21 protein-coding genes are annotated in these 21,458 nt (G+C 59.9%); 11 read left to right on the forward strand and 10 right to left on the reverse strand.

What is annotated here, in order from left to right:
• Nucleotides 1-33: 33 nt before the first annotated feature.
• A complete protein-coding gene (purB, locus tag VOI22_RS03610; RefSeq protein ID WP_323795215.1) occupies nt 34-1,332 on the reverse strand; it encodes an adenylosuccinate lyase in 1,299 nt (432 codons plus the stop codon).
• A gap of 154 nt (nt 1,333-1,486) precedes the next feature.
• On the opposite strand from purB, the gene mtnA reads away from it, so the two are divergent.
• From mtnA to VOI22_RS03625, 3 genes are read left to right on the forward strand one after another with little or no spacing between them, the layout of a single operon-like run.
• The gene (gene mtnA, locus VOI22_RS03615) at nt 1,487-2,596 is read left to right on the forward strand and encodes an S-methyl-5-thioribose-1-phosphate isomerase (protein ID WP_323795216.1); all 1,110 of its coding nucleotides are present in this window, start codon (nt 1,487-1,489) and stop codon (nt 2,594-2,596) included.
• The gene (locus VOI22_RS03620) at nt 2,596-3,267 is read left to right on the forward strand and encodes a class II aldolase/adducin family protein (RefSeq protein WP_036553214.1); all 672 of its coding nucleotides are present in this window, start codon (nt 2,596-2,598) and stop codon (nt 3,265-3,267) included. Before mtnA ends, VOI22_RS03620 begins: the two co-directional genes overlap by 1 nt.
• Before the next feature lie 30 nt (nt 3,268-3,297).
• Complete coding sequence (locus VOI22_RS03625; RefSeq protein ID WP_028465318.1) at nt 3,298-3,543, forward strand: hypothetical protein; 246 nt, start codon at nt 3,298-3,300, stop codon at nt 3,541-3,543.
• Between the two features lie 443 nt (nt 3,544-3,986).
• On the opposite strand, the gene VOI22_RS03630 is transcribed toward VOI22_RS03625, so the two are convergent.
• Both VOI22_RS03630 and VOI22_RS03635 read right to left on the reverse strand, forming a co-directional pair.
• Nucleotides 3,987-6,515 carry a PAS-domain containing protein gene (locus VOI22_RS03630; RefSeq protein WP_323795217.1) on the reverse strand — a complete coding sequence of 843 codons (2,529 nt, stop codon included), beginning with the start codon at nt 6,513-6,515 and terminating at the stop codon, nt 3,987-3,989.
• A gap of 74 nt (nt 6,516-6,589) precedes the next feature.
• The gene (locus VOI22_RS03635; protein ID WP_323795218.1) at nt 6,590-7,585 is read right to left on the reverse strand and encodes an aminotransferase class IV; all 996 of its coding nucleotides are present in this window, start codon (nt 7,583-7,585) and stop codon (nt 6,590-6,592) included.
• A gap of 94 nt (nt 7,586-7,679) precedes the next feature.
• Between VOI22_RS03635 and VOI22_RS03640 the strand changes: the two genes are divergently transcribed.
• Complete coding sequence (locus VOI22_RS03640) at nt 7,680-8,933, forward strand: MFS transporter (RefSeq protein WP_323795219.1); 1,254 nt, start codon at nt 7,680-7,682, stop codon at nt 8,931-8,933.
• An 81-nt stretch (nt 8,934-9,014) separates the two neighbouring features.
• Here the strand turns inward: VOI22_RS03640 and radC are convergent, their stop codons facing one another.
• The 3 genes from radC to sfsA all read right to left on the reverse strand — a co-directional run bounded on the left by radC (nt 9,015) and on the right by sfsA (nt 11,427).
• Complete coding sequence (gene radC / locus VOI22_RS03645) at nt 9,015-9,707, reverse strand: RadC family protein (RefSeq protein ID WP_319025020.1); 693 nt, start codon at nt 9,705-9,707, stop codon at nt 9,015-9,017.
• Between the two features lie 77 nt (nt 9,708-9,784).
• Nucleotides 9,785-10,603 carry a type I methionyl aminopeptidase gene (gene map, locus VOI22_RS03650; RefSeq protein WP_323795220.1) on the reverse strand — a complete coding sequence of 273 codons (819 nt, stop codon included), beginning with the start codon at nt 10,601-10,603 and terminating at the stop codon, nt 9,785-9,787.
• A 107-nt stretch (nt 10,604-10,710) separates the two neighbouring features.
• Nucleotides 10,711-11,427 carry a DNA/RNA nuclease SfsA gene (gene sfsA, locus VOI22_RS03655; RefSeq protein WP_323795221.1) on the reverse strand — a complete coding sequence of 239 codons (717 nt, stop codon included), beginning with the start codon at nt 11,425-11,427 and terminating at the stop codon, nt 10,711-10,713.
• A 69-nt stretch (nt 11,428-11,496) separates the two neighbouring features.
• On the opposite strand from sfsA, the gene VOI22_RS03660 reads away from it, so the two are divergent.
• From VOI22_RS03660 to VOI22_RS03680, 5 genes are all read left to right on the forward strand, one after another.
• A complete protein-coding gene (locus VOI22_RS03660; RefSeq protein ID WP_323795222.1) occupies nt 11,497-12,285 on the forward strand; it encodes a competence/damage-inducible protein A in 789 nt (262 codons plus the stop codon).
• Nucleotides 12,275-13,048, forward strand: coding sequence for an enoyl-CoA hydratase (locus VOI22_RS03665; RefSeq protein ID WP_323795223.1), 774 nt, complete (start codon nt 12,275-12,277; stop codon nt 13,046-13,048). The genes VOI22_RS03660 and VOI22_RS03665 overlap by 11 nt, the downstream gene beginning before the upstream one ends.
• A gap of 3 nt (nt 13,049-13,051) precedes the next feature.
• On the forward strand, nt 13,052-13,465 hold the full coding sequence (locus VOI22_RS03670; protein WP_323795224.1) for a hypothetical protein: 414 nt from the start codon (nt 13,052-13,054) through the stop codon (nt 13,463-13,465).
• Nucleotides 13,466-13,515: 50 nt separating this feature from the next.
• Nucleotides 13,516-14,025, forward strand: coding sequence for a hypothetical protein (locus VOI22_RS03675; RefSeq protein ID WP_323795225.1), 510 nt, complete (start codon nt 13,516-13,518; stop codon nt 14,023-14,025).
• A 65-nt stretch (nt 14,026-14,090) separates the two neighbouring features.
• Nucleotides 14,091-14,309 (forward strand): hypothetical protein, encoded by a 219-nt coding sequence (locus VOI22_RS03680; RefSeq protein WP_323795226.1) that lies wholly within the window; start codon nt 14,091-14,093, stop codon nt 14,307-14,309.
• 114 nt (nt 14,310-14,423) lie between these two features.
• On the opposite strand, the gene VOI22_RS03685 is transcribed toward VOI22_RS03680, so the two are convergent.
• From VOI22_RS03685 to VOI22_RS03700, 4 genes are all read right to left on the reverse strand, one after another.
• Nucleotides 14,424-14,729: a hypothetical protein gene (locus VOI22_RS03685; RefSeq protein WP_323795227.1), complete on the reverse strand. Its 306-nt coding sequence runs from the start codon at nt 14,727-14,729 to the stop codon at nt 14,424-14,426.
• A gap of 52 nt (nt 14,730-14,781) precedes the next feature.
• Nucleotides 14,782-15,492 carry an RNA pseudouridine synthase gene (locus tag VOI22_RS03690; protein WP_323795228.1) on the reverse strand — a complete coding sequence of 237 codons (711 nt, stop codon included), beginning with the start codon at nt 15,490-15,492 and terminating at the stop codon, nt 14,782-14,784.
• 73 nt (nt 15,493-15,565) lie between these two features.
• Entirely contained in the window at nt 15,566-16,660 is a 1,095-nt protein-coding gene (locus VOI22_RS03695) for a BMP family ABC transporter substrate-binding protein (RefSeq protein WP_323795229.1), read from the reverse strand.
• 397 nt (nt 16,661-17,057) lie between these two features.
• Nucleotides 17,058-17,264 carry a cold-shock protein gene (locus tag VOI22_RS03700; RefSeq protein ID WP_193171024.1) on the reverse strand — a complete coding sequence of 69 codons (207 nt, stop codon included), beginning with the start codon at nt 17,262-17,264 and terminating at the stop codon, nt 17,058-17,060.
• A gap of 650 nt (nt 17,265-17,914) precedes the next feature.
• Here VOI22_RS03700 and VOI22_RS03705 point away from each other — a divergent pair.
• Together VOI22_RS03705 and VOI22_RS03710 are read left to right on the forward strand one after the other, a co-directional pair.
• Nucleotides 17,915-18,613: a Crp/Fnr family transcriptional regulator gene (locus VOI22_RS03705; protein WP_323796283.1), complete on the forward strand. Its 699-nt coding sequence runs from the start codon at nt 17,915-17,917 to the stop codon at nt 18,611-18,613.
• 110 nt (nt 18,614-18,723) lie between these two features.
• Nucleotides 18,724-21,399: a bifunctional acetate--CoA ligase family protein/GNAT family N-acetyltransferase gene (locus VOI22_RS03710; RefSeq protein ID WP_323795230.1), complete on the forward strand. Its 2,676-nt coding sequence runs from the start codon at nt 18,724-18,726 to the stop codon at nt 21,397-21,399.
• The last annotated feature ends 59 nt before the right edge of the window (nt 21,400-21,458 follow it).

The following is a 21,458-nucleotide window of genomic DNA, read 5'->3' on the forward strand; positions in this document are numbered from 1 at the left end:
GGCGCCGTTTTTTATTGCCGATTGCGCGAGAATTTAGCTCTCGCCGAATACCCGGTTGAAGATCGTGTCCACATGCTTGGTGTGGTAGCCGAGATCGAACAGGGATTCGAGGGCAGCTGCGTCGAGCAGCGCGGTCACTGCATCGTCAGCCTTCAGCAGGGTCAGGAAGTCTTTGCCCTCCAGCCAGACCGGCATCGCGTTGCGCTGAACTGCCTGATAGGCGTCTTCCCGGCTCATGCCGGCCTGTGTCAGGCCGAGCAGCACGCGCTGGGAGTGGACCAGGCCGCCGAGCTGGTCGAGATTCGCCTGCATGCCTTCCGGATAGATCAGCAGCTTGTCGATCACGCCGGTCAGGCGGGCGAGGGCAAAGTCCAGTGTCACGGTGGCGTCCGGGCCGATCATCCGTTCGACAGAGGAGTGGGAAATGTCCCGCTCATGCCAGAGGGCAACGTTTTCCATCGCCGGGACAACGGCGGAGCGGACCAGCCGGGCGAGGCCTGTCAGGTTTTCGGTCAGCACCGGGTTGCGCTTGTGCGGCATGGCCGACGAGCCCTTCTGACCCGGCGAGAAATACTCCTCGGCCTCGCGGACTTCGGTGCGCTGCAGATGCCGGATCTCGGTGGCGAGACGTTCGACCGAGCTGGCGATGACACCGAGGGTCGCGAAGAACATTGCGTGACGGTCGCGCGGGATGACCTGGGTCGATACCGGCTCGGCAACGAGGCCGAGCTTTTCGGCCACATGCTCTTCGACGCGCGGATCGATATTGGCGAAGGTGCCGACGGCGCCGGAAATAGCGCAGGTCGCGATTTCCGCCCGCGCTGCCAGCAGCCGTGTCCGGTTACGGTCGAACTCGGCATAATATCCGGCGAGCTTCACGCCGAAGGTCAGCGGCTCTGCATGGATGCCGTGGCTGCGACCGACGGTCGGGGACATCTTGTGCTCGAAGGCACGGCGCTTGATCGCGGCCAGCAGTGCATCGAGATCAGCCAGCAGCAGATCGGACGCCTGGGTGAGCTGCACTGCGAGGCAGGTATCCAGCACGTCTGACGAGGTCATGCCCTGATGCACGAAGCGGGCTTCGTCGCCAACATATTCGGCGAGATTGGTCAGGAAGGCGATGACATCATGCTTGGTCTCGCGCTCGATCTCGTCGATCCGGTCGATGTCGAAATTGCCGCGTTCCCAGACTGCCTTGGCGGCTTCCTTCGGGATCACGCCAAGCTCGGCCTGTGCGTCGCAGGCATGCGCCTCAATCTCGAACCAGATGCGGAATTTGTTCTCGGGCTCCCAGATCTTGACCATCTCGGGGCGGGAATAGCGCGGGATCATGTGTATCCTCGGGTGACAGCTGCGTGCGATTGATGCCGGAATGCGTACCAGAATGCGTGATGGCAATCAGGCAGGCGGGGTTTTATCATTGCCGCCGCTTGGAGTCACGCTGCGGGCGGACAGTTAAGAAGACAGCTCAAGAGGGAGCGTATCCATGAAGATCGACGGCAAGCCGCATCGCACGATCTGGCCGGCGCCGGACGGCAACGCGGTCGAGATCATCGACCAGACGAAATTGCCGCACCTTTTCGAGATTGCCCGGCTGGAGACGCTGAAGGACGCAGCCCATGCGATCAAGGCGATGCTGGTGCGCGGCGCGCCGTTGATCGGGGCAACAGCGGCCTATGGAATGTGGCTGGCCATGCGCGAGGATTCCTCCGACGCAGGGCTGTCGAACGCCTATGACCGGCTGTACGAGACCCGGCCGACGGCGGTTAATCTGCGCTGGGCGCTTGATGCCGCGCGGACAAAGCTCGGCCCGCTGGCGCCGGATGCGCGCGCGGATGCAGCCTTCACGCTGGCGGGCGAAATCTGTGACGAGGACGTGGAGATCAACCGCTCCATCGGGGAGGCAGGTCTCGAGGTGATCAAGGATATCCAGTCCCGCAAGAAGCCGGGCGAGACCATCAACGTGTTGACCCACTGCAATGCGGGCTGGCTGGCGACGGTGGATTGGGGCACTGCGACCGCTCCGATCTATCTGGCGCACGATGCGGGTATTCCGGTTCATGTCTGGGTCGACGAGACCCGGCCGCGCAACCAGGGCGCCAGCCTGACGGCGTGGGAGCTGAGCAATCACGGCGTGCCGCACACGGTGATCGTCGACAATGCGGGCGGGCATTACATGCAGCACGGCATGGTCGATCTGGTGATCACCGGCACCGACCGGACCACGCGGGCCGGTGATGTCTGCAACAAGATCGGCACCTACCTGAAAGCGCTGGCTGCCCACGATAATGGTGTGCCGTTTTATGTCGGCCTGCCGTCCCCGACCGTCGACTGGACCATTGCGGACGGTGTGCGCGATATTCCGATTGAGGAACGTGATTTCCGTGAAGTGACGGAAATCACCGGGCGTCTGGCGGATGGTAAAGTGGCGACGGTGACTATCACGCCGGAAAAGAGCGCGGCAGCGAACCCGGCATTCGATGTGACGCCGGCGCGTCTTGTCACCGGCCTGTTGACCGAACGCGGTCTTGCAGAGCCAAGTGAGGAGGGGCTGCTGCGGCTGTTCCCGGAAATGCGTCAGGCAGGTGAGGATTAATGACTGTGAAAATCGGCAAGGCTGAACGCGCGCTACGGCAGGAAGTCATCGACACCTGTCTGAACATGAACGCGATGGGCCTGAATCAGGGCACTTCCGGCAATGTCAGTGTGCGCTGCGGCGACGATCCCGCGGAAGGCTTCTTCATGACGCCGTCCAGCATCCGTTATGACCGGCTGGCGCCGGAAGACATCGTACGGATGGATCTGGAAGGGAATGTGGAAGGCAAGCACAAGCCTTCCAGCGAATGGCGGTTTCATCTCGATATCATGCGGGCCCGTCCGGATGCGGAGGCCATCGTCCATACGCACGGTATGTTCTCGACCACGTTGGCCTGCCTGCATCGCGAGATTCCGGCTTTTCACTACATGATCGCGCTTTTCGGTGGCCCGACGATCCGGTGTGCCCCATATGCGACCTATGGCACCCAGGAGCTGTCCGACCATGCTCTGACGGCGCTGGACGGACGCAAGGCATGCCTGCTGGGCAATCATGGTCTTATCGTGCTGGGGCCGAATCTGGAGCGGGGACTTGCACTGACCCAGGAAGCGGAAACTCTCGCTGCGATGTATTGGCGGGCTCTGCAGATCGGTCAGCCGGCGATCCTTCCTGACGAAGAGATCGAAAAGGTTGCGCAAAAATTCGGGGTCACGGGATATGGTGGACGCTGATCCGGGCTTGGAAGAGGAGGGAGCGGTTCAATGATCGGTAAAGGTCTTCTCTGGGCAGCGGCCCGCCGGATTATGCAGAATCCCGAAGTCCAGCAACGGGCAACTGATATTGCCGCGGAAGTTTATACACGGGCGAAGCCTAAACTGGATAATGCCGGACGTCAGATCAGTGAGTCCATGCGGGACGCGGCAGCGGAGCATGATCCGCTGCAGGATCCGGTTGGATTTGTCAAGTCACTGAAAAATAAAGCATTACCGCCAGAAGATCGAAGCTGACTGATTTGGCTTTGATAGGGTTAGGCGTGTCCTGAGCAGATTAATATACCGTGCATAATTGACATATTTATCTAAAATCCAATATAAATAACTCACTCACCATGAGGGTGATGGATTATTTGACCGGTTTGCGTCAGAGTACTGACTGGAGACCGGCCTGAGTGATCAGGGTTGGTAATGGCTATTGGTCCGCTAAACAACTTCCCTCTGATACCGGTTCCGACCGGTCAGAGACAGGTTCCGGCGCAGCCCAGCGGCGCCGAAGGGCGGCGGAATAGTGCCGAATCCCTGGATCCGGCAACCAGCCGGTTCGCGCAGGAACTGAATGGCGCGGATCAAAACTCGGATCAACGCACCCCACAGCGTCAGAAAGCGATTCCCCTGGAAGAGGTCAGTGCAGACCTGCCCCGGGGATCTATCCTCGATATAACCGTATAGATTCTCTAAGTACCTGTAGATACGCAGGATTCGGCCAGATGCCGGAACAGCGTATTAGGCTCGAAGGGCTTTGTGACATGGCCGCACATGCCTGCTTTGCGGCATTTCTCGATCTCTTCCGACACTGCGTGCGCGGTCAGCGCGATGACTTTGAGAGTGTGGTGCCTGGGATCGGCCAGAATGAGTCTGGTGGCCTCGTGACCATCCATAATCGGCATTTGCAGGTCCATCAGAACGGCATCGATCCGGGGTGGTGCATCGGACAGCATGATGTCTACAGCCTCTTTGCCGTGCTCGGCTGATGTCACAGCGATTCCGGCACCTTCGAGCAGAACTGTCGCTATTTCTCGATTGATCGCATTGTCCTCCACCAACAGGACCTGAAGGCCGTCGCACGCCGCACGCCAGTCTCGTTCTCCACTGATCGGGATGGCACTGTCATCGGTTATCAGCGGCAATGGCAGGTCTACATGGAACGTGCTGCCATGGTCTGGCTCGCTCTCGACCCAGACCTCTCCGTTCATCGAATGTGCAAGCTCCCGACAGATGGCAAGCCCGAGACCTGTCCCGCCATACCGGCGCGTTGTCGATGCATCTGCCTGATGGAAGGGAATAAAAATGCGCTCTGCAACACCCTTATCCATACCGATTCCGCTATCGGATACGGAAAACCGGGTTTGACTGATCCCGTTCTTTTCAGGCTCGGATGTCACGGTCAGCCGTACATAGCCGGTATCGGTGAACTTCACGGCGTTGCTGCAATAATTAGTCAGGATCTGACCGATATGAAACGGATCTCCCAGGAACTGCATGTTTTCGGTTCCATTCGAGATCACTTCAAAGGCAAGCCCTTTCTCCTCGGCGCGCGTCTCGGCAATTGAAACAACGCTATCCAGAACATCGCTCAGTCTGAAGGGGATTTCCTCTATGTCGAGCTGACCCGCTTCGATTTTCGCGAAATCAAGGACGTCATTCACGACGTTGAGCAGAGCATTCGACGAGGAACGGACCTTGGCGACAATGTCTGCCTGTCTCTCTGTAAGCTCTGTGTCCGCTAGAATGCGGTTGAGGCCGATGACGCCATTAAGCGGAGTCCGGATTTCATGACTCATGCGGGCAAGAAAATCTGATTTCGCCTTGTCTGCATGCTCGGCGCGACTCTTTGCTTTTCGCATTTCAGCTTCTGCGCGTTCGGTCTCGCGCAGCTGGTTGTTCAGCTCGGACGTGCGTTCCTCGACCCGCTGCTCCAGCTCCTCGTTGGTCGACCGCAGCAAAGCCTCAAGCCGCTTTTCATCGGTGACATCCCGATAGGTCGCCACGAAACCATTGTCGATAGGGCGACGATTTACTTCGATTAATGTCCCGTCCCTGCGTTGCCTGAGGGCGGTATACGCCTCTGGACCGGCGGCAGCGGTGGCGTGCCGTTCGACAATCTCGTCAATATCGCCTTCGCCGAATTCGCCCATTTCTGCCTGGTATCGCAGGAACTCGGTAAAATGGCGGCCGGGCTGATTAAAATGATGTGGTACGGCCATCAGATTGAACGCCTGCGGATTTGCGGCAACCAGGTTCAGATCCCTGTCGAACAGGGAGATGCCGTAATTCAGAGTTTCGAGGATGGTTTCGAGAGCTGAGGTTTTTTCGACAAGTTCATCGTTGTTTGCCCGCAAGAGGGCTTCCAGTTGTTTTTGCTCGGTCACATCGACATATGTGGCCACGAACCCGTTTTCTACCGGGCGGCTCCAGATCTCGTAGAACCTTCCGTTCGACTGTTCTCGGGTGTAACGGTGGTGGCCAAACGTTTGGGCGAGATCGACCCGCTCCTGCACCTGTTCCTCTATATCGCCCGGGCCGTATTCACCGCGCTCGGCCAGAACCCTGGCGAGAGCTCCGAACGGAGTTCCCGGACGGTTCAATTCCTGGGGGATCCGCATCATGTCGAAGGCCTGGCGGTTCGCTGCGACCAGATGCAGGTCACGATCGAACAAGGTGATGCCATAGTTAACCGATTCAAGAATGGTTTCCAGCGCCTGGGTCTTTGCTGAGAGTTCCTCTTCGCGCTTCTGAAGCCGGGCAGTGCGCTCCCACACAAGCTCGTCCAGACGCTCGTTCGACTGCTCAAGCGCCTGCTGGGATTTCCGCAACTCTGTAATGTCATCGTAGGTAGTTACAAAGCCTCCGCCGGCAATGGGTGTTCCAGTGATGCGCAGGACCGTTCCGTCCGGCCGCTTGCGTTCGAAGCTGTGTGCTTCTGCCTGGCGCGCCATTGCAATTCGCTCATTGACGAGATCTTCGATCTGACCGGGACCGTACTCGCCGCGTTCTGCATTGTGTCGGAAGAATACGGCTAGCGATGTGCCTGGAGTTCCCATCCAGTGCGGGAAGTCAAGCAAGTCAAGATAGCGCCGGTTGCAGACAACCAAACTGAGGTCTTGATCAAAATAACTAAGACCCTGGCTGACATTTTCGATCACGGACGAAAATATGTCCTGGTCCGTAATGTTTGGTTTCATGGCGCTGGCCGGGTCTTTCATCGCGATGACACTTTGTGAGACTAAGGGGAGTGTATGGCGAGTATGTTAATACTTGGTTGCCTAATCCTAGGCACTTAAGTGCCGTTTTTTTCGATGAGCGCTATGTAAAAGGTTTGCAGGTTGCGGGTCATTGGTCCGGGAAACCCGCCGGAGCCGACCGGTTTGCCATCAATCTCTGCGACGGGTGTAAGGCCACCAAAGGAGCCGGTCAGAAAGGCCTCGTCGGCGCCGTGGCACTCCACCAGCGAGAAGTTCTTCGCAAAGACGGGGATATCGTTTTGCCGGCACAGGTCGATGACCTTCTGCCGAGTGACGCCGTTCATGCAGTAGTCGCCTGTGGAGGTCCAGACTTCCCCGCGCCTGACGATGAAAAAATTGCAGGCATTCGTCGTGTTGACGAAGCCGTGCGGGTCAAGCATCAGCCCTTCATCGGCCCCGGCCTGTTCGGCCTGCAGGCAGGCGATGACGCAATTTAGCTTCGAATGTGAATTTAGTTTCGGGTCCTGGGAGTGCGGCAGCCCCCGGACTTGTGGCACCGTGGCCAGCCGGATGCCGCGCTGGTGCAAGGCACTGGCGGGTTTCGAATGTTCCAGAATGATGACCACGGTCGGCCCGCTACGGGAAAGCGAGGGATGCTGGAATGGCCGCGCCTTGATCCCGCGCGTGATCATCAGGCGGCAATGCACGTCGGTCTGCATTTCATTGGCCGCCGCGGTTTTATCCATGGCGGCGCGGATACCGGCCCGGTCCATGCCGATATCGAGGGAGACCGCCTTGCAGCTTTCGAAAAACCGGTCCATGTGCTCTTCGAAGAACACCCATTTGCCATTGTGCAGCCGCATTCCCTCCCACATGCCGTCACCCAGCATGAAGCCGGAATCGTAAACGGAAACAACAGCATGGGCGCGTGGAACCAGATCTCCGTTTATGTAGATTTTGATGTTCTGGTTGCGCGGGTCGTCTTCCGCATCGTGCGTGGTCTTGCGTTCATCCGAGCCGTTGTTATGCATGAAATCCTCGTATCCGATGTTGCCGGGAGGAAGTGTGTCGTGCTGACGGACTGATGACAATTCAATGCGGCTGTCCTGCTATGCGGATGATTGACCATGACCATAGCGTCATGTCACTGACATCGGCGAAAGTCTCGTTTACGGAGTCTGCCGCGTGACCGCCGAAGCCAAGTCTCCTGCTTTTTCTCCTTCCCGCGCGCTGCTGCTTACCGGCTGGCTGTTTGCCTCGGTATTCTTCCTCTATGCCTTCGTGCTCCGGGTATCGCCGTCCGTGATGGTCGACGACCTGATGCGGGAGTTCGCGGTCGGCGGCGCGATTCTCGGCAACCTCTCCGCCGTCTATTTCTATGTTTATGCCAGCATCCAGGTTCCGATCGGTGTGGCTATCGATCGGCTCGGTGCACGCCGCCTTGCGACCGGAGCCGCGGCGATCTGTACCATTGGTGTTCTGGTGTTTGCCGGGGCCGATACGCTCTGGATGGCATATTTCGGACGGTTTCTGATCGGCCTTGGCTGCGCGTGCAGCTTTGTCGCCGCGCTGTCGGTGGCGGCCATCTGGTTTCCGGGACGTTTTGCCCTATTGGGCGGCCTTGCGCAGATGCTCGGCGTGCTTGGCGGCGTATTGGGGCAGGGGCCGTTCGGCTATGCGGTGGAGCAGATCGGCTGGCGCGAGACGAATTGGTGGGTCGCGATGGGCGGTGTCGTTCTGACGATTTGCCTGTTCCTCACGGTCCGGGACAAACCCTCTGGCGGGACGGAACCGGCCCGACCGCTTCTGGAGGGTGTAAAGCGCGCTCTGAGCAACAGACAGACTTGGCTGGCGGCAGCATTCGGCGTGGGCATGACCGGCTCCATGCTGGCATTCGGCGGCCTATGGGGCGTGCCGTTCTTCATGGAAGCGCGCGGTCTGGCGAAACCCGAGGCCGCGGCGTTGGCGTCTGTCATGTTTTTCGGCTGGGGTGTCGGGGCTCCGCTCAGCGGCTGGCTCTCCGACAAACTCGGCAAGCGGCGCCCGTTCATGGTGCTGGGCGGCCTGCTGGCAACGGTAGGCATCACGCTGACAATCCTGTTTCCGTCGATGCCGCTGCCGTTGCTGCAGGCAGTTCTGGTGATGCAGGGCTTCGGCTCTTCCACCATGGTGTTGAGCTTCGCCGTGGCACGGGAGCACAATCCGCCATGGGCCAACAGCGCGACGCTCGGCATCATCAACAGTTTCGTGGTTGGCAGCGGTGCGGTGCTACAGCCAGCCATCGGCTATCTGCTCGATCTCGGCTGGGACGGCCGCTTGGTCGACGGGGCCCGGGTCTATTCCCTCGATACGTTCGGCTTCGCTCTACAGGTGCTGCCGTGGTGCTGCCTTGCGGGAGTGGTGGCGGCCTGCTTCATCCGGGAAATCAGGGACCGATGACATCGGTCGCGGCCGCCCTGAGGGCAGTTCCATGAACGTCCGATAAGCGAAGAATGGGCCTCTTTGCTGACCCTCACCCGCTCATATCAGGCCTTGCGCCTTGAAACTGGTATGCGCGGCCCGGCCGACGATGATGTGGTCGTGCAACACAATGCCGAGCGCTGACGCTGCCCGCTGGATCTGGCCGGTCATGTCGATATCCGCCTTAGACGGCGTGGTGTCGCCACTTGGATGGTTATGCACAAGGATCAGCGCAGTCGCGCCGAGATCGAGCGCACGTGCCACCACCTCGCGGGGATAGACTGGCGTGTGATCGACTGTGCCTTCCTGCTGCACCTCGTCGGCGATAATCCGGTTTTTCTTGTCGAGGAAGAGCACACGAAACTGTTCGCGTTTCGAGAATCCCATCGCCGCCCGGCAATAGGCAATCAACTGATCCCAGGAGGAGACGACGGCGCGTTCCTGGACCTCCTCCCGCATCAGCCTCACAGCGGCGGCACGGACACTTGTCAGGGCTATCGCCGTGCTCTCCCCGACGCCGCGGACCTTCATCAGGTCTTCCGCTGGCGCGGAGATGGTTTCGGCAAAGCTGCCGAACCGTTCTAGCAGGGACTTGGCGAGAGGCTTTACATCCCCGCGCGGCCGGGACTGAAACAGCACCAGCTCTAGCAACTCATAATCCGCGATAGTGTCCGGGCCGGATTTCAGAAAACGTTCCCGGAGCCGGCGCCGGTGTCCGGAATTGAAGTCCGGACTCACTAGGTCCCGTGGCACGAATGAAGCCTCCCCTTCGATCACTCACTGAAATGATCATGGAAGGGGCGGGTGTGTTTTTTCGGCCGGTAGAGAGATCAGTCCGCGTAGGGCGGCTTTGTGTAGCCCTTGGGAGACTCCGTGAAGATCTCGCAGCCGTCTGCCGTCACACCGATCGAATGCTCGAACTGGGCGGAGAGGGAACGGTCGCGGGTCACGGCTGTCCAGCCGTCCGGCAGAATCTTCACGGCGTATTTGCCGTCATTGATCATCGGCTCGATGGTGAAGAACATGCCTTCCTGCAGGGCCGGGCCTGTGCCTTTCTCGCCATAGTGCAGCACGCTCGGCGCTGCATGGAAGGTGCGGCCGAGGCCATGGCCGCAGAAATCTCGCACCACGGAGCAGCGCTCGCCCTCGGCATAGGTCTGGATGGCGTAGCCAATATCGCCCAGCGTGGCGCCCGGCTTCACCACGGCGATGCCGCGCATCAGGCTTTCATAGGTGATGTCCATCAACCGGCGCGCCTTCACGCCGACCTTGCCGACGCCGAACATCCGGCTGGTGTCGCCGTGCCAGCCATTCAGGATAACGGTGACGTCGATGTTGAGGATGTCGCCGCTCTCCAGCTTCCGGGCCCCCGGAATGCCGTGGCAGACAACATGGTTGATTGAGGTGCAGATCGACTTCGGAAAGCCTTTGTAGCCAAGCGGTGCCGGGGTCGCGCCATGCTCCAGAATGAAGTCGTGGGAGAGCTGGTCCAGCTCCCCGGTGGTCACACCCGGTTTGACATGTGGCGTGATGAAATCGAGCGTTTCCGCAGCCAGGCGTCCGGCCAGGCGCATGCCCTGAAAGTCGAGCGGGCCGTGCAGCTTGATGGCGCGGTAATTCTCATCCTGGGCGAGTGAAGGATCTTGCATGCTGTTCCAAAGTGCGCGGCGCGGGCCGGGCAATGTCAGTAAATGTGTCTGCCATAAATGCGACCCGAGGGCGCGAGCGTCAAGTCAATCCGGCCCGGAAAACGCCGTCAGGGACAGACAATGGGAAGTTGGCGGCGGACTGAAATAGCCTCGGTGGTGATTGACGTGTCGTAGCAGATCGCCTCGACACCGGCCTTGCGCGCGACCCGCAATGCCTCGGCATAGCCGGGGTCGATATCCTCGGCGATGCAGAACCGGTCGCAGTCCATGCGCTGCACCAGATAGACCATGACAGCTCTATTCCCCCTGGCGACTTCGTTGCCGAGTTCGACCAGATGTTTGGCTCCGCGCTTGGTGACGGCGTCCGGAAACTCGGCGGCGCCGGGGTTCGGGCCATCGTCGCGCTTCAGGTGAACGTTCTTGACTTCGGCGTAGCAAATGCCCTTCGCGGGATCGTCCAGATAGAGATCGATTCTGGAGTTCTCACCGTACTTAACTTCACGCCGGAGGCTCTCGTACCCGGAAAGCTCGGTGATGGTGCCGTCCCGAACGGCTTCCTCGACAATGGCATTTGGGTAGCCGGTATTGATGCCGACGAGGCCGCCGGACGTCTCGATAAGCTCGAATGTATAGGCGAGCTTGCGTTTCGGATTGTCTGATTTGGAGAGCCAGACCCGGGAGCCGGGGTCCTTCAGGCCGATCATGCCGCCCGGATTGGGACAGTGGGCCGTCACCTCGGTTCCGTCCAGCAGCCGGACATCGGCGAGAAAGCGCTTGTAGCGCTGGATCAGGGTGCCTTCATACAGCGGCGACGGAAGTTGCATAGGGGCGTCCGTTGTTCCATGTTTCCGGGGCTCTATTTTCCTTTTCCGTCATAGCAATCCCGGTCGATCATGTCAGACGAAACCGTCACTGCCGCCTTCCTTATCATCGGTAACGAAATCCTGTCCGGACGCACCAAGGACAAGAACCTTGGGTTCCTTGCCGAGAAGCTGACCGAAACCGGTATCCGGCTTTCCGAAGTCCGGGTGGTGCGGGACGAGGAGGGGGAAATCGTCTCGGCGGTCCGGGCGCTCTCGGAGGCCTATACCTACGTCTTCACCTCCGGCGGGATCGGCCCGACCCATGATGACATCACCTGCGCCTCTATCGCCGCAGCCTTCAACAAGCCTGTCATCCGTAATCCTGAAGCGATGCGGCGGATGGAGGTGCATTACGAAACCATCGGCCGGGAATTCAACGAGGCCCGGAAGAAGATGGCGGAGACTCCGGAAGGGGCGACGCTGATCGATAATGTTGTCTCGGTCGCGCCGGGCTTCATCATCGGCAACGTGCATGTCATGGCCGGCGTGCCGAGCGTGTTCCAGGCGATGGTGCTGGAACTCCTGCCGATCCTGAAGCACGGCACCAAGATGAAATCCCGCTCCGTCAGCTGCACAATCGGGGAGGGTACGGTCGCTGCTCCGCTTGGTGCGATCCAGGACCGCTTCCCTGACGTGGAGATTGGCAGTTATCCCTATTACCGGGCTGGCGGGTTCGGCACCACGCTGGTAGCGCGCGGCACGGACGAGGCTGCGCTGGAGGAAGTCGCCGACGCGATCCGGGAAATGATACGAGAGTTTGGCGGCGAGCCGTTTGAAGCGCGCCCGGAAGATACGGGGGAGACAGAGAATGCCAGTTGAAATCAGTCGCAAGGAACTGGGCACAGGGATTGTTGTCACCATCACCTGGGACAACAGTCAGAAACTCAACATCGTCGATTCGGCGGCGATTGAGGAACTGGCTGCCGCTGTCACAGGGCTTGATGGCGACGACACCATTCGTGCCGTGATCCTGCGCGGTGCCGGGCATAAGGCCTTCATCGGCGGCGCCGATATCAACGAGATGGCGGCCTGCGACGCAGACAGTGCGGAAGCCTTCATTTCCGGCCTGCACGGCCTGATGAAGGCGATCCGGGAATGCCGCGTGCCGGTGATCGCCGCCATTGACGGCTACTGCCTCGGTGCAGGCATGGAAGTCGCGGCGGCCTGCGATATCCGGATTGCCGGAGAGAATGCCAAGTTCGGCATGCCGGAAGTCAAGGTCGGCATCCCGTCGGTTATCGAGGCGGCCCTGTTGCCGCGGCTGATCGGCTGGGGAAAAGCCTCCTATCTGATCTATACTGGTGCCACGATTGATCTCCGGACGGCCCGCGACTGGGGCTTTGTCGAGCGCATGGTGACGTCTGACTCGCTGTTCGAGATCGCCGAGGATATGGCGACGGAAATTGCCAAGGCTGGCCCGGCGGCGATCCGCATCCAGAAGCAGCTGCTGAAGGTGTGGGAAGAGGAGCCGCTGGAAGAAGCCATCGAGGCCGGTATCGAAGCCTTTGCCGCCGCCTACGAGACTGGCGAGCCGCAGGCCATGATGCAGGCCTTCCTGGCCAAGAAGAAGGGCGCGGTCTGAGCCATGGCATGGGCGCGGGGAGCAGCGTTTTTGCTCTGCCTCACGCTTGCCGTGGCGGCCGGTGCCGCTCATTCAGCGGCACCGCAGGTCGAGGGTGTCTGGGGTATCGCCGGGCCGGACGGGAAGCCGAAATGCAGCGGCACGGCGGTGATGGTATTTCATCAGGGGATTTATGTGCGCGCCCTGCCGAAGCACGGCACGCTCTCCGGCGATCGGGTTCTGGAGATGGGGCGCTCGACCTACCGGATATCCGGTGACCGGGTTGAAGTCGATCAGGTTCTGACCTGGTCCGCACCGGAGCCTCGGCGGACCTACCTGATAAAGCGTGGCGGCGCCCCGGAGCTGATCCGGGAGGGAGAAACGCAAATAGTCCTGAAACTTTGTCCGTCATTGGACCCTAAACAGTTGATTCAGTGACGAACGGAAGCGCATAATCCATCAAGACAGATTGGCTGGAGGGACCTTCCATGGCTGATGGACTGTCCAGAGCGGACCCACAAGATCCGAAACGCGTGCGCCGAGCGGCCGCACATCATGACACTCATCCGGACATCGATTCCGATACCCGGCAGGAGTTTCTTGCTCTCTATACCGACGCCTCTGAGAACATACGTTTCGCCAAGTCACAGCAATGGCACACGCTGATCTACTTCTCGGCGCTATGCGTCGGTGTTGTCGCGGTCGGTGTCTGGCTCCGCTGGGGCGATGTCAGCTTGATCAAGTTCCTGTTCTACCTCGTCTGGCTTTTCAGTCTGGCGACCGTCGGCACGATCCTGATGCTGCAGAGCTGGCAAGGCTCCGAAGCCAAGAAACAGGCTTTCATGCGCGCCCATCTGGGGGAGCTGACCCGCACTGCAATGGCGCAGAAATCGCGGTTCACCAGCGATGTGCACCGCTACATCATGCTTGGATTTATGCTGCTTTACATCGAGATGGCGACTTTTGCCGTCTCCCGGATGCTCTGGCCGCATTTTTAGTAAACAGCACTGGGCACGCTTCTTGCTGGAGATGATTGCGTATCATCCAGCAAAGGAACGTAATCGTGAAAGCTGTTACCTACAGAGATTCGGCTCCCGGCATCGTAACCTCGCCGTCTGCGGCGAAAGGATGGGAAAAGCTTGATCTGACCAAGCTTTTCGAGGGGGATTTCCGGATGTATCCGACTGGCCTCTATAGTAGCCGGATCGCGGCAGCCTTTGCCGGGGCGGAAGAAACTTCCCAGTCGAACGAGGGAACTGGAACCAAGGACGAGGCCGCCTGAGCCGGTTTTCTCAGATCGTTCTGACAGTTGGCATTGAAAGCAAAATAAAAGGGCGCCGACGGGCGCCCCATACTCAGAGACCCAAGTCCGGGTCCCTAAAAGATTTTGTGAGTCTTAGCTGGCGCCGCGTGCAGCTTCTTCAAGCAGCGCCGGGTTGCTGACGATCCCGGTATCTCCCGGCAGGTTTGCAAGCTGCCCGGCGATGTTGCCGGCGAGCTCGAGCGCATCTTCACGGGAGAGATTGTCGTTCACGCTCTCGCCAAGCTCTGACGCTTTCTGACTTTCACCGGGCACGGATACTGACACGGCACCTGCCGTTCCCTGGGGCTGACCCGGGGCCTGCGGACCGTCGTTGCGCTGGACAGGCTTGGCCTGAGTGCTCGCGATACTCTGGGAGGCAACGGTGCTTTTGATGTCCATGGATCTTTTCCCTCGGCTTTGAGCCCGATGAGCCACCTTATCCGCCACGACCTTATTTGTCACCCCGACTCGGTTCCATATCCGGACCGGTTCTGAGGCGTTCCAGATAGGGAGCCATATGGGGCGGCGGCGGTGCTTCCGCATAGACCGGTGGTTTGCTCTGTTGCATCGGCAGGCGCAAAGCCCGGGAGTGGAGTTGCAGAGGCTCTTCTTCATCCTGCGCCGTGCTATAGAGCGGATCTCCGACGATCGGGCAGCCGATGGCGGCGAGATGGACGCGGATCTGATGTGTTCGGCCGGTGCGTGGGAAGCATTCGATGAAGCTCATACCGTCCGCAGCGCTCACGACCCGATAGTCGGTGACGCTCTCCTGGCCGTCTTTCCGATCCACCACCATGCGCCAGCCCTTGTCCTTACTGCTGACTTTTCGCAGGGGTAGCTCGATGCGGCCTTCCGGTTCTTTTGGAGTTCCGTGAGTGATCACCCAGTAGGTTTTCTCGACAAGGCCTTCACGGAACAGTTTTCCAAGCTTCTTCAATCCTTTCGGATTACGCCCCAGAACAAGGCAGCCGCTTGTGTCGCGGTCCAGCCGGTGTCCAAGTGCCGGAACATGCTGGATGCCGTATGTCAGATGCTTGAAATAGGCTTCGAGATTGTCGCCGCCGCCGGGACCTTCATGGACCGGCAGTCCGGCAGGCTTGTCGATGACCAGGATCAGTCCGTCCCGATGCAGCACCCGGTCGCGGATTTCCTCAGGGGTCATGGAGTAGCCTTTCAAATGAAAACGGCCCCGCGCCGGGTACGGGCGGGGCCGTTGCGTTGTTTCGCTGGTCGAATTAGTTCGGGATCTTGCCCTGAACGCCTTCGACATACCAGTTCATGCCGAGCAGGGCACCATCATCGAGCGTCTCGCCCTTCTTGACCTTGATGGCGCCGCTCTGATCCTTGATAGGCCCGTCAAAAGCGTGAATGGAGCCGTCCGTCAGGCCGGCAATCGCATCGTTGGCGAGCTTTTTCGCATCCTCCGGAACAGCGTCACCGAAGGGAGCCATCTCGACCAAGCCGGATTTCAGGCCACCCCAAGTGTCCGTGGACTCCCAAGTGCCGTCCAGAACCGCCTTGGCACGAGCCACATAATAGCTGTCCCAGTTATCGATGATCGCGGAAAGCTGTGCCTTCGGAGCAAACTTGGTCATGTCGGAGGCCTGGCCGAAACCATGCACGCCGCGGGATTCGGCAACCTGAAGCGGGGCCGGGGAGTCGGTGTGCTGCAGGATGATGTCCGCGCCCTGATCGATCAGGGCCTTGGCGGCATCGCCTTCCTTGCCCGGGTCGTACCAGGAATTCACCCACACGACCTTCACTTCGGCCTTCGGGTTGACCGAGCGCAGCGCCAGCGTAAAGGCGTTGATGCCCCGGATCACTTCGGGGATCGGGAAGGAGCCGACATAGCCGATCACGTTCGACTTGGTCATCTTGCCGGCGATCAGGCCAGCGACATAGCGGCCTTCATAGAAGCGCGCGGCATAGGTGGAGACGTTCTCGGCGCGCTTGTAGCCGGTCGCGTGTTCGAACTTCACATCCGGAAACTTCTTGGCGACCTTGAGGGTCGGGTTCATGAAGCCGAAGGAAGTGGTGAAGATCAGCTTGTTGCCGTCGCTGGCGAGCTGGCGGATGACGCGTTCGGCGTCGGGGCCTTCCTGCACGTTCTCGACGAAGGTTGTCTTAGTCTTGCCGGCAAGTTGTGCCTCGATGGCCTTGCGGCCGATATCGTGGCGATAGGTCCAGCCATGGTCGCCGACCGGGCCGACATAAACGAAGCCGACCTTGAGTTCGTCCGCATTGGCGCTGGAGGGCACGACGCCCGCAGCCAGCACCGTCGCCGCCAAACCTGCGCCGCCGAGGAGGGCGCGCACGATGTCTCTAATCATTGAGATCTCCTGAATTTGTGAAGCCTTGAGGCGATGCCAGCCTACTGTTTGCCGGTCTTCTCGCGCCTAGAGGGTGATCCTCCCGTATTATTTTCCGAACCTCCGGGACATCGGTGATTAACCGGTCGCGGGTTTTCTTCGGTCCGGACGATCGCGAATATGACAATTTGGCTGCAGTCTGTGAAGCGCCAACACGTACCGGTGAGCGTGAATCTGTCAAATACACCCGAGAGGCCAAGAGGTCGGCGACCGCCAAGGGCAAACCGAAGGGAGAAAGCCGGCGCGCGAAAGCCGGAACAGGCGGCGCAGGTAAAAGGGCCGGCTATATCTGGATACAGCCGGGTCGAGTGTTTTTATTCATTCAGGCACCGCTGAAGAGCAGGCGGTGCGCGCGGTTCTAATCCGCGACCGACAAATCGACGGCCTTGGGGCCGCGAGCGTCTTCCTGAACTTCAAAATTCAGCCTCTGGCCTTCGGAGATGGTTGCCAGTCCGGAATTCTGAACGGCGGAAACATGTACGAAGACATCGCGTGATCCATCTTCGGGTGTGATGAACCCGTAGCCTTTGTCGGTCTTGAAAAACTTCACTGTACCCGTTGGCATGACTGGATACCTCTCCTCTTCACAAACTCCAAAAAAACCACTTACTCAGTCACTTACTCTTAGACACGCTTTAGGAGAGACACTCGGCACTGACCAGCAGAAGGCACTCCATTTGTAAAGCCGTCCACAGACAGAACTGAGATAGGGTGGGCGCGTCGGCGCGGCAAGTGAACTTGTGATTAAAAGTAGAATTTTGCGGGAGGAGCTTAACTGGTTGCAGCCTGTCTGGAACGGACGGACTTGCGGTCGAAAAAAAAGACCGCGCCGGAACGATGAGGGAGGCGGGGTATGCCCTGACCGATCATTTATGGCGCGGCCCTGAAGATGACTCTCAGGATAAAACACTCTTTGCAGTTGGAAGGGGAGCACCACCAAAGCGGGGGAAACGCTGTTACAGTGGCTGCCCGGACCCCTTCCTTCTGCTAACTAAAAGATAGGGATGTTTTCGCCCGGTCGGTGTGGGATTCCGCACTGAGGCGACGGTTCGAGGTCAAAACGCTCCGGGGGCGCGGACAAGAGCGGGTTTCGACGAGCGGTTGTGAGCGGGCCTGCCCTGTTGCTAGATAAGGTGCTTGGGGTTAGGGACGGTGCCGGTCCGGACGATTGATGATAGGGTCGGCAACCAAAGCGGGGAGATACCAGTGTCGACTATGAATCGCAGCTTGGGAGCATGCCATTTGCTGCGCTGCTTGCCGGAAGCGAAGATTGCCGATCTCGACAAGAGATGCCGTTGGCGGAGTTTTGAAGCGGACCAGGTGATCATCAATCTCGATGATGAATCGACCGACGTCTACTTCATCAGTTGGGGGGACGTTCGGGTTACCGTTTTCTCCGAAACTGGTAAGACCGTTATTATTCACGATCTCAAGACAGGGGATCACTTCGGCGAATTTGCCGCAATCGACGGCGGACGGCGCTCTGCCAGCATCGTTGCGCTGAGCAGGACGACTGTCGCCTGCATGCCGGCCGAGCTGTTCCGGGAGCTGCTTGCAGAGGTTCCGGAAATGGCGCAGATCGTCATGAAGCGCATGGTTGGCTCGATCCGGACGCTGGTCGAGCGTGTGGTCGAGTTCAGCACGCTTGGCGTGCGCAACCGGATCCATGCGGAATTGCTGCGTCTGGCGCGGGCCGGGCGCATCGTCGATGGGACCGGGCGCATTTCACCGCCGCCGACCCATGCCGAGATCGCGGCCCGGATCAGCACGCATCGTGAAGCGGTGACCCGGGAGCTGAAAGCTCTTGAGCGGAGTGACTTGCTGGAGAGGACGCGTGGCGCTTATGTCGTGAAGGATATCGCCGAACTCGCGCGAATGGTCGATGACGCGCGCGCTGGTCGGGAAACGAGCTGATGCCTGCTGTAAATTGTGCGCTGCGACAAATTAGCTTCGGGGTGCATTAGAACTGACACAATTCGGCGGCATAGTTATTATATTGCACTGCAACATAATGAGGCCGTTCCATGTCGATCAGGAATCTGGATAAGCTTTTTCAGCCGAGTTCGGTCGCCATCATTGGGGCGAGCAACCGGGAGCAGTCGGTCGGCAAAGTGTTGTCCCGCAACCTTCTGGGCGGAGCATTCAACGGTCCGGTGCTGCCGGTCAATCCGCATGAGGCCTCTATCGGCTCCACGCTTTGCTACAAGAGCGTAACAGATCTTCCGATCGTTCCTGATCTCGCGGTTATCTGTACTCCGGCCGCGTCGGTGCCTTCCGTGCTGGAGGACCTGGCGGCAAAGGGAACAAAGGCCGCTGTCGTCGTCACTGCCGGTTTCGGTGAGGCGGATGGCCACGGCGCCGATCTGGCCGCCGAGATCGAACGTATCAAATCGCAATATCCGCTGCGTGTGGTCGGGCCGAACTGCGTCGGCATCATGGTGCCGCCCATCGGGCTCAACGCCTCTTTCCTGCATATTGCGCCGCCTGCCGGCAATCTTGCGTTCGTCACGCAGAGCGGCGCTGTCGCGTCCGCCGTGGTTGACCATGCAGCGCACCACAATATCGGCTTCTCCCATGTCGTTTCGCTCGGCAACATGACCGATGTCGATTTCGGCGACATGCTGGATTACCTGGTCGCGGACCCGAACACCAAGGCGATCCTGCTCTATATCGAGTCGATCAGCAGTCCCCGGAAATTCATGTCGGCCGCGCGGGCTGCGGCCCGGAACAAACCGGTCATCGCCATCAAGTCGGGACGGAACAAGGAGGCGGCGAAGGCGGCTGCCTCCCATACCGGCGCGCTTACGGGCTCTGATGCTGTTTTTAACGCCGCCTTCCGCCGGGCCGGCATTCTCCGCGTGTATGATCTGCTTGAGCTGTTCGATGCGGTGAACACGCTGGGCACCGGCCTGAAGGCCGCCAACGACCGTCTTGCCATCGTCACCAATGGCGGCGGTCTTGGGGTGCTGGCAACAGAATCCCTGATCGAGCTGGGCGGGCGCCTGGCGGAGCTCAGCCCGGAAACGATTGCGGCGCTGGATGGCAAGCTGCCGTCCACCTGGTCGCGGGGAAATCCTGTCGACATCATCGGCGATGCGCCGCCGGAGCGCTATGAAGCCGCGCTTGAAGAGGTGATGAAGGACCCGAATGTCGATGCGGTTCTGGTGCTGAACTGCCCGACCGCGATTGCGGACAGCGTCAAGGCGGCGGAAGTCGTGCAGCGCATCGTGGCCAAGAAGCCGCGCGTGCCGATTCTGACGAACTGGGTGGGTGAAGGGGCGCAGGAAAAGGCGAAGAAGGCTTTTTATCGGGCGTCGGTGCCGTCCTACGATACGCCGAACCAGGCGGTGACCGGCTTCATGCACATGGTGCGCTACAAGCGCCGCCGGGACATGCTGATGCAAACGCCGCCCTCATTGCCGGAAGGGTTCCGTCCCGAGACCGAGCGGGCGCGGAAGGTCGTCCAGAAGGCGCTTGATGACGGCCGGGAGTGGCTGACCGAGCCGGAAGCGAAAGACGTACTGGATGCCTATGGCATTCCGGTCGTGGAAACCGTGATAGCCAAGACGCCGGATGAGGCGGGGCTCGCCGCTGTCGAGCTTGGCAACCACGTCGTGCTGAAAATTCTCAGTCACGATATTACGCACAAGAGCGATGTCGGCGGTGTCCGCCTTGATCTGACCGGCCGTCAGCAGGTTGTGGCGGCGGCGGAAGAAATGCTCCGGACCGTGGCGCGTGTGAAGCCGGAAGCCCGGATCGACGGCTTCGCGGTCCAGCGCATGGCAACCATGCCGCATGCGGAAGAGCTGATCATCGGCATCACCACGGACCGTGTGTTCGGGCCGGTCATTCTGTTCGGCAAGGGCGGGGTCGAGGTCGAGGTCGCGGATGACAGTGCGGTTGCCTTGCCGCCGCTCGATATCCCGCTGGCGCGCGACATGGTGCAGCGGACCCGGGTCTGGTCGCTGCTGCAGGGCTACCGGAACCGTCCAGCGGCAGCCATTGAAGAGTTGACGGCGGCGCTGGTCAAACTCTCGCAGATCGCCATGGATTTCCCGGAGATCCGGGAGCTCGACGTCAACCCGCTCTACATCAACGATTTCGGCATTCTTGCCCTGGATGCCAGGGTCCGGGTGCAGGATGCGTCCAAGGCGATCCCGGTTGCCATCCAGCCCTATCCGAAACATCTGGAGCGGCATATCAGCCTCGATAATGGACGGTCCCTGACGGTTCGTCCGATCCGCCCGGAAGACGAGCCGGCATTGCTGGAGCTGATCCAGAAATCATCCCAGGACGATCTGCGACGGCGGTTTTTCGCACCGGTCAAGACTTTGCCGCACGAAACGGCGGCCCGTCTTACCCAAATCGACTATGACCGGGAAATGGCGCTGATTGCCGAAAGTCACGGTGAAATCCTCGGCGTTGCCCGCCTGACGGCCGATCCGCATTTCGAGACCTGCGAGTTCGCCGCCCTGGTCCGGACCGATCAGCAGGGGCAGGGGCTTGGCCGCCGCCTGATGGGCGATCTCATCCGGCACGCCCATTCGCGCGGCCTGCAAAAGATGTTCGGATACGTCATGTCGGAGAACAAGGCGATGCTGGCGCTCTGCCGAGATCTCGGCTTCGTTGAAACGCCGTCCCCGGACGATGTCAGTACGCGGCTGGTCACGCTCGATATCAAACAGGGCGGGACTGCCTGAATTCGGCCATCTTCCGGACCAGATTGAAGGGAATCCTCAGTCTGGAAATCGTGGGGGAG

Source organism: Nisaea sp. (genome assembly GCF_034670185.1).
In the GTDB taxonomy this organism is placed as follows: Bacteria; Pseudomonadota; Alphaproteobacteria; order Thalassobaculales; family Thalassobaculaceae; genus Nisaea.

What these genes read in the sequence shown, in the direction of transcription:
- purB (WP_323795215.1), bottom strand. Translation starts at nt 1,332, where the DNA reads ATGATCCCGCGCTATTCCCGCCCCGAGATGGTCAAGATCTGGGAGCCC.
- mtnA (WP_323795216.1), top strand. Translation starts at nt 1,487, where the DNA reads ATGAAGATCGACGGCAAGCCGCATCGCACGATCTGGCCGGCGCCGGAC.
- VOI22_RS03620 (WP_036553214.1), top strand. Translation starts at nt 2,596, where the DNA reads ATGACTGTGAAAATCGGCAAGGCTGAACGCGCGCTACGGCAGGAAGTC.
- VOI22_RS03625 (WP_028465318.1), top strand. Translation starts at nt 3,298, where the DNA reads ATGATCGGTAAAGGTCTTCTCTGGGCAGCGGCCCGCCGGATTATGCAG.
- VOI22_RS03630 (WP_323795217.1), bottom strand. Translation starts at nt 6,515, where the DNA reads ATGAAAGACCCGGCCAGCGCCATGAAACCAAACATTACGGACCAGGAC.
- map (WP_323795220.1), bottom strand. Translation starts at nt 10,603, where the DNA reads ATGCAAGATCCTTCACTCGCCCAGGATGAGAATTACCGCGCCATCAAG.
- sfsA (WP_323795221.1), bottom strand. Translation starts at nt 11,427, where the DNA reads ATGCAACTTCCGTCGCCGCTGTATGAAGGCACCCTGATCCAGCGCTAC.
- VOI22_RS03660 (WP_323795222.1), top strand. Translation starts at nt 11,497, where the DNA reads ATGTCAGACGAAACCGTCACTGCCGCCTTCCTTATCATCGGTAACGAA.
- VOI22_RS03665 (WP_323795223.1), top strand. Translation starts at nt 12,275, where the DNA reads ATGCCAGTTGAAATCAGTCGCAAGGAACTGGGCACAGGGATTGTTGTC.
- VOI22_RS03670 (WP_323795224.1), top strand. Translation starts at nt 13,052, where the DNA reads ATGGCATGGGCGCGGGGAGCAGCGTTTTTGCTCTGCCTCACGCTTGCC.
- VOI22_RS03675 (WP_323795225.1), top strand. Translation starts at nt 13,516, where the DNA reads ATGGCTGATGGACTGTCCAGAGCGGACCCACAAGATCCGAAACGCGTG.
- VOI22_RS03685 (WP_323795227.1), bottom strand. Translation starts at nt 14,729, where the DNA reads ATGGACATCAAAAGCACCGTTGCCTCCCAGAGTATCGCGAGCACTCAG.
- VOI22_RS03690 (WP_323795228.1), bottom strand. Translation starts at nt 15,492, where the DNA reads ATGACCCCTGAGGAAATCCGCGACCGGGTGCTGCATCGGGACGGACTG.
- VOI22_RS03695 (WP_323795229.1), bottom strand. Translation starts at nt 16,660, where the DNA reads ATGATTAGAGACATCGTGCGCGCCCTCCTCGGCGGCGCAGGTTTGGCG.
- VOI22_RS03700 (WP_193171024.1), bottom strand. Translation starts at nt 17,264, where the DNA reads ATGCCAACGGGTACAGTGAAGTTTTTCAAGACCGACAAAGGCTACGGG.
- VOI22_RS03705 (WP_323796283.1), top strand. Translation starts at nt 17,915, where the DNA reads ATGAATCGCAGCTTGGGAGCATGCCATTTGCTGCGCTGCTTGCCGGAA.
- VOI22_RS03710 (WP_323795230.1), top strand. Translation starts at nt 18,724, where the DNA reads ATGTCGATCAGGAATCTGGATAAGCTTTTTCAGCCGAGTTCGGTCGCC.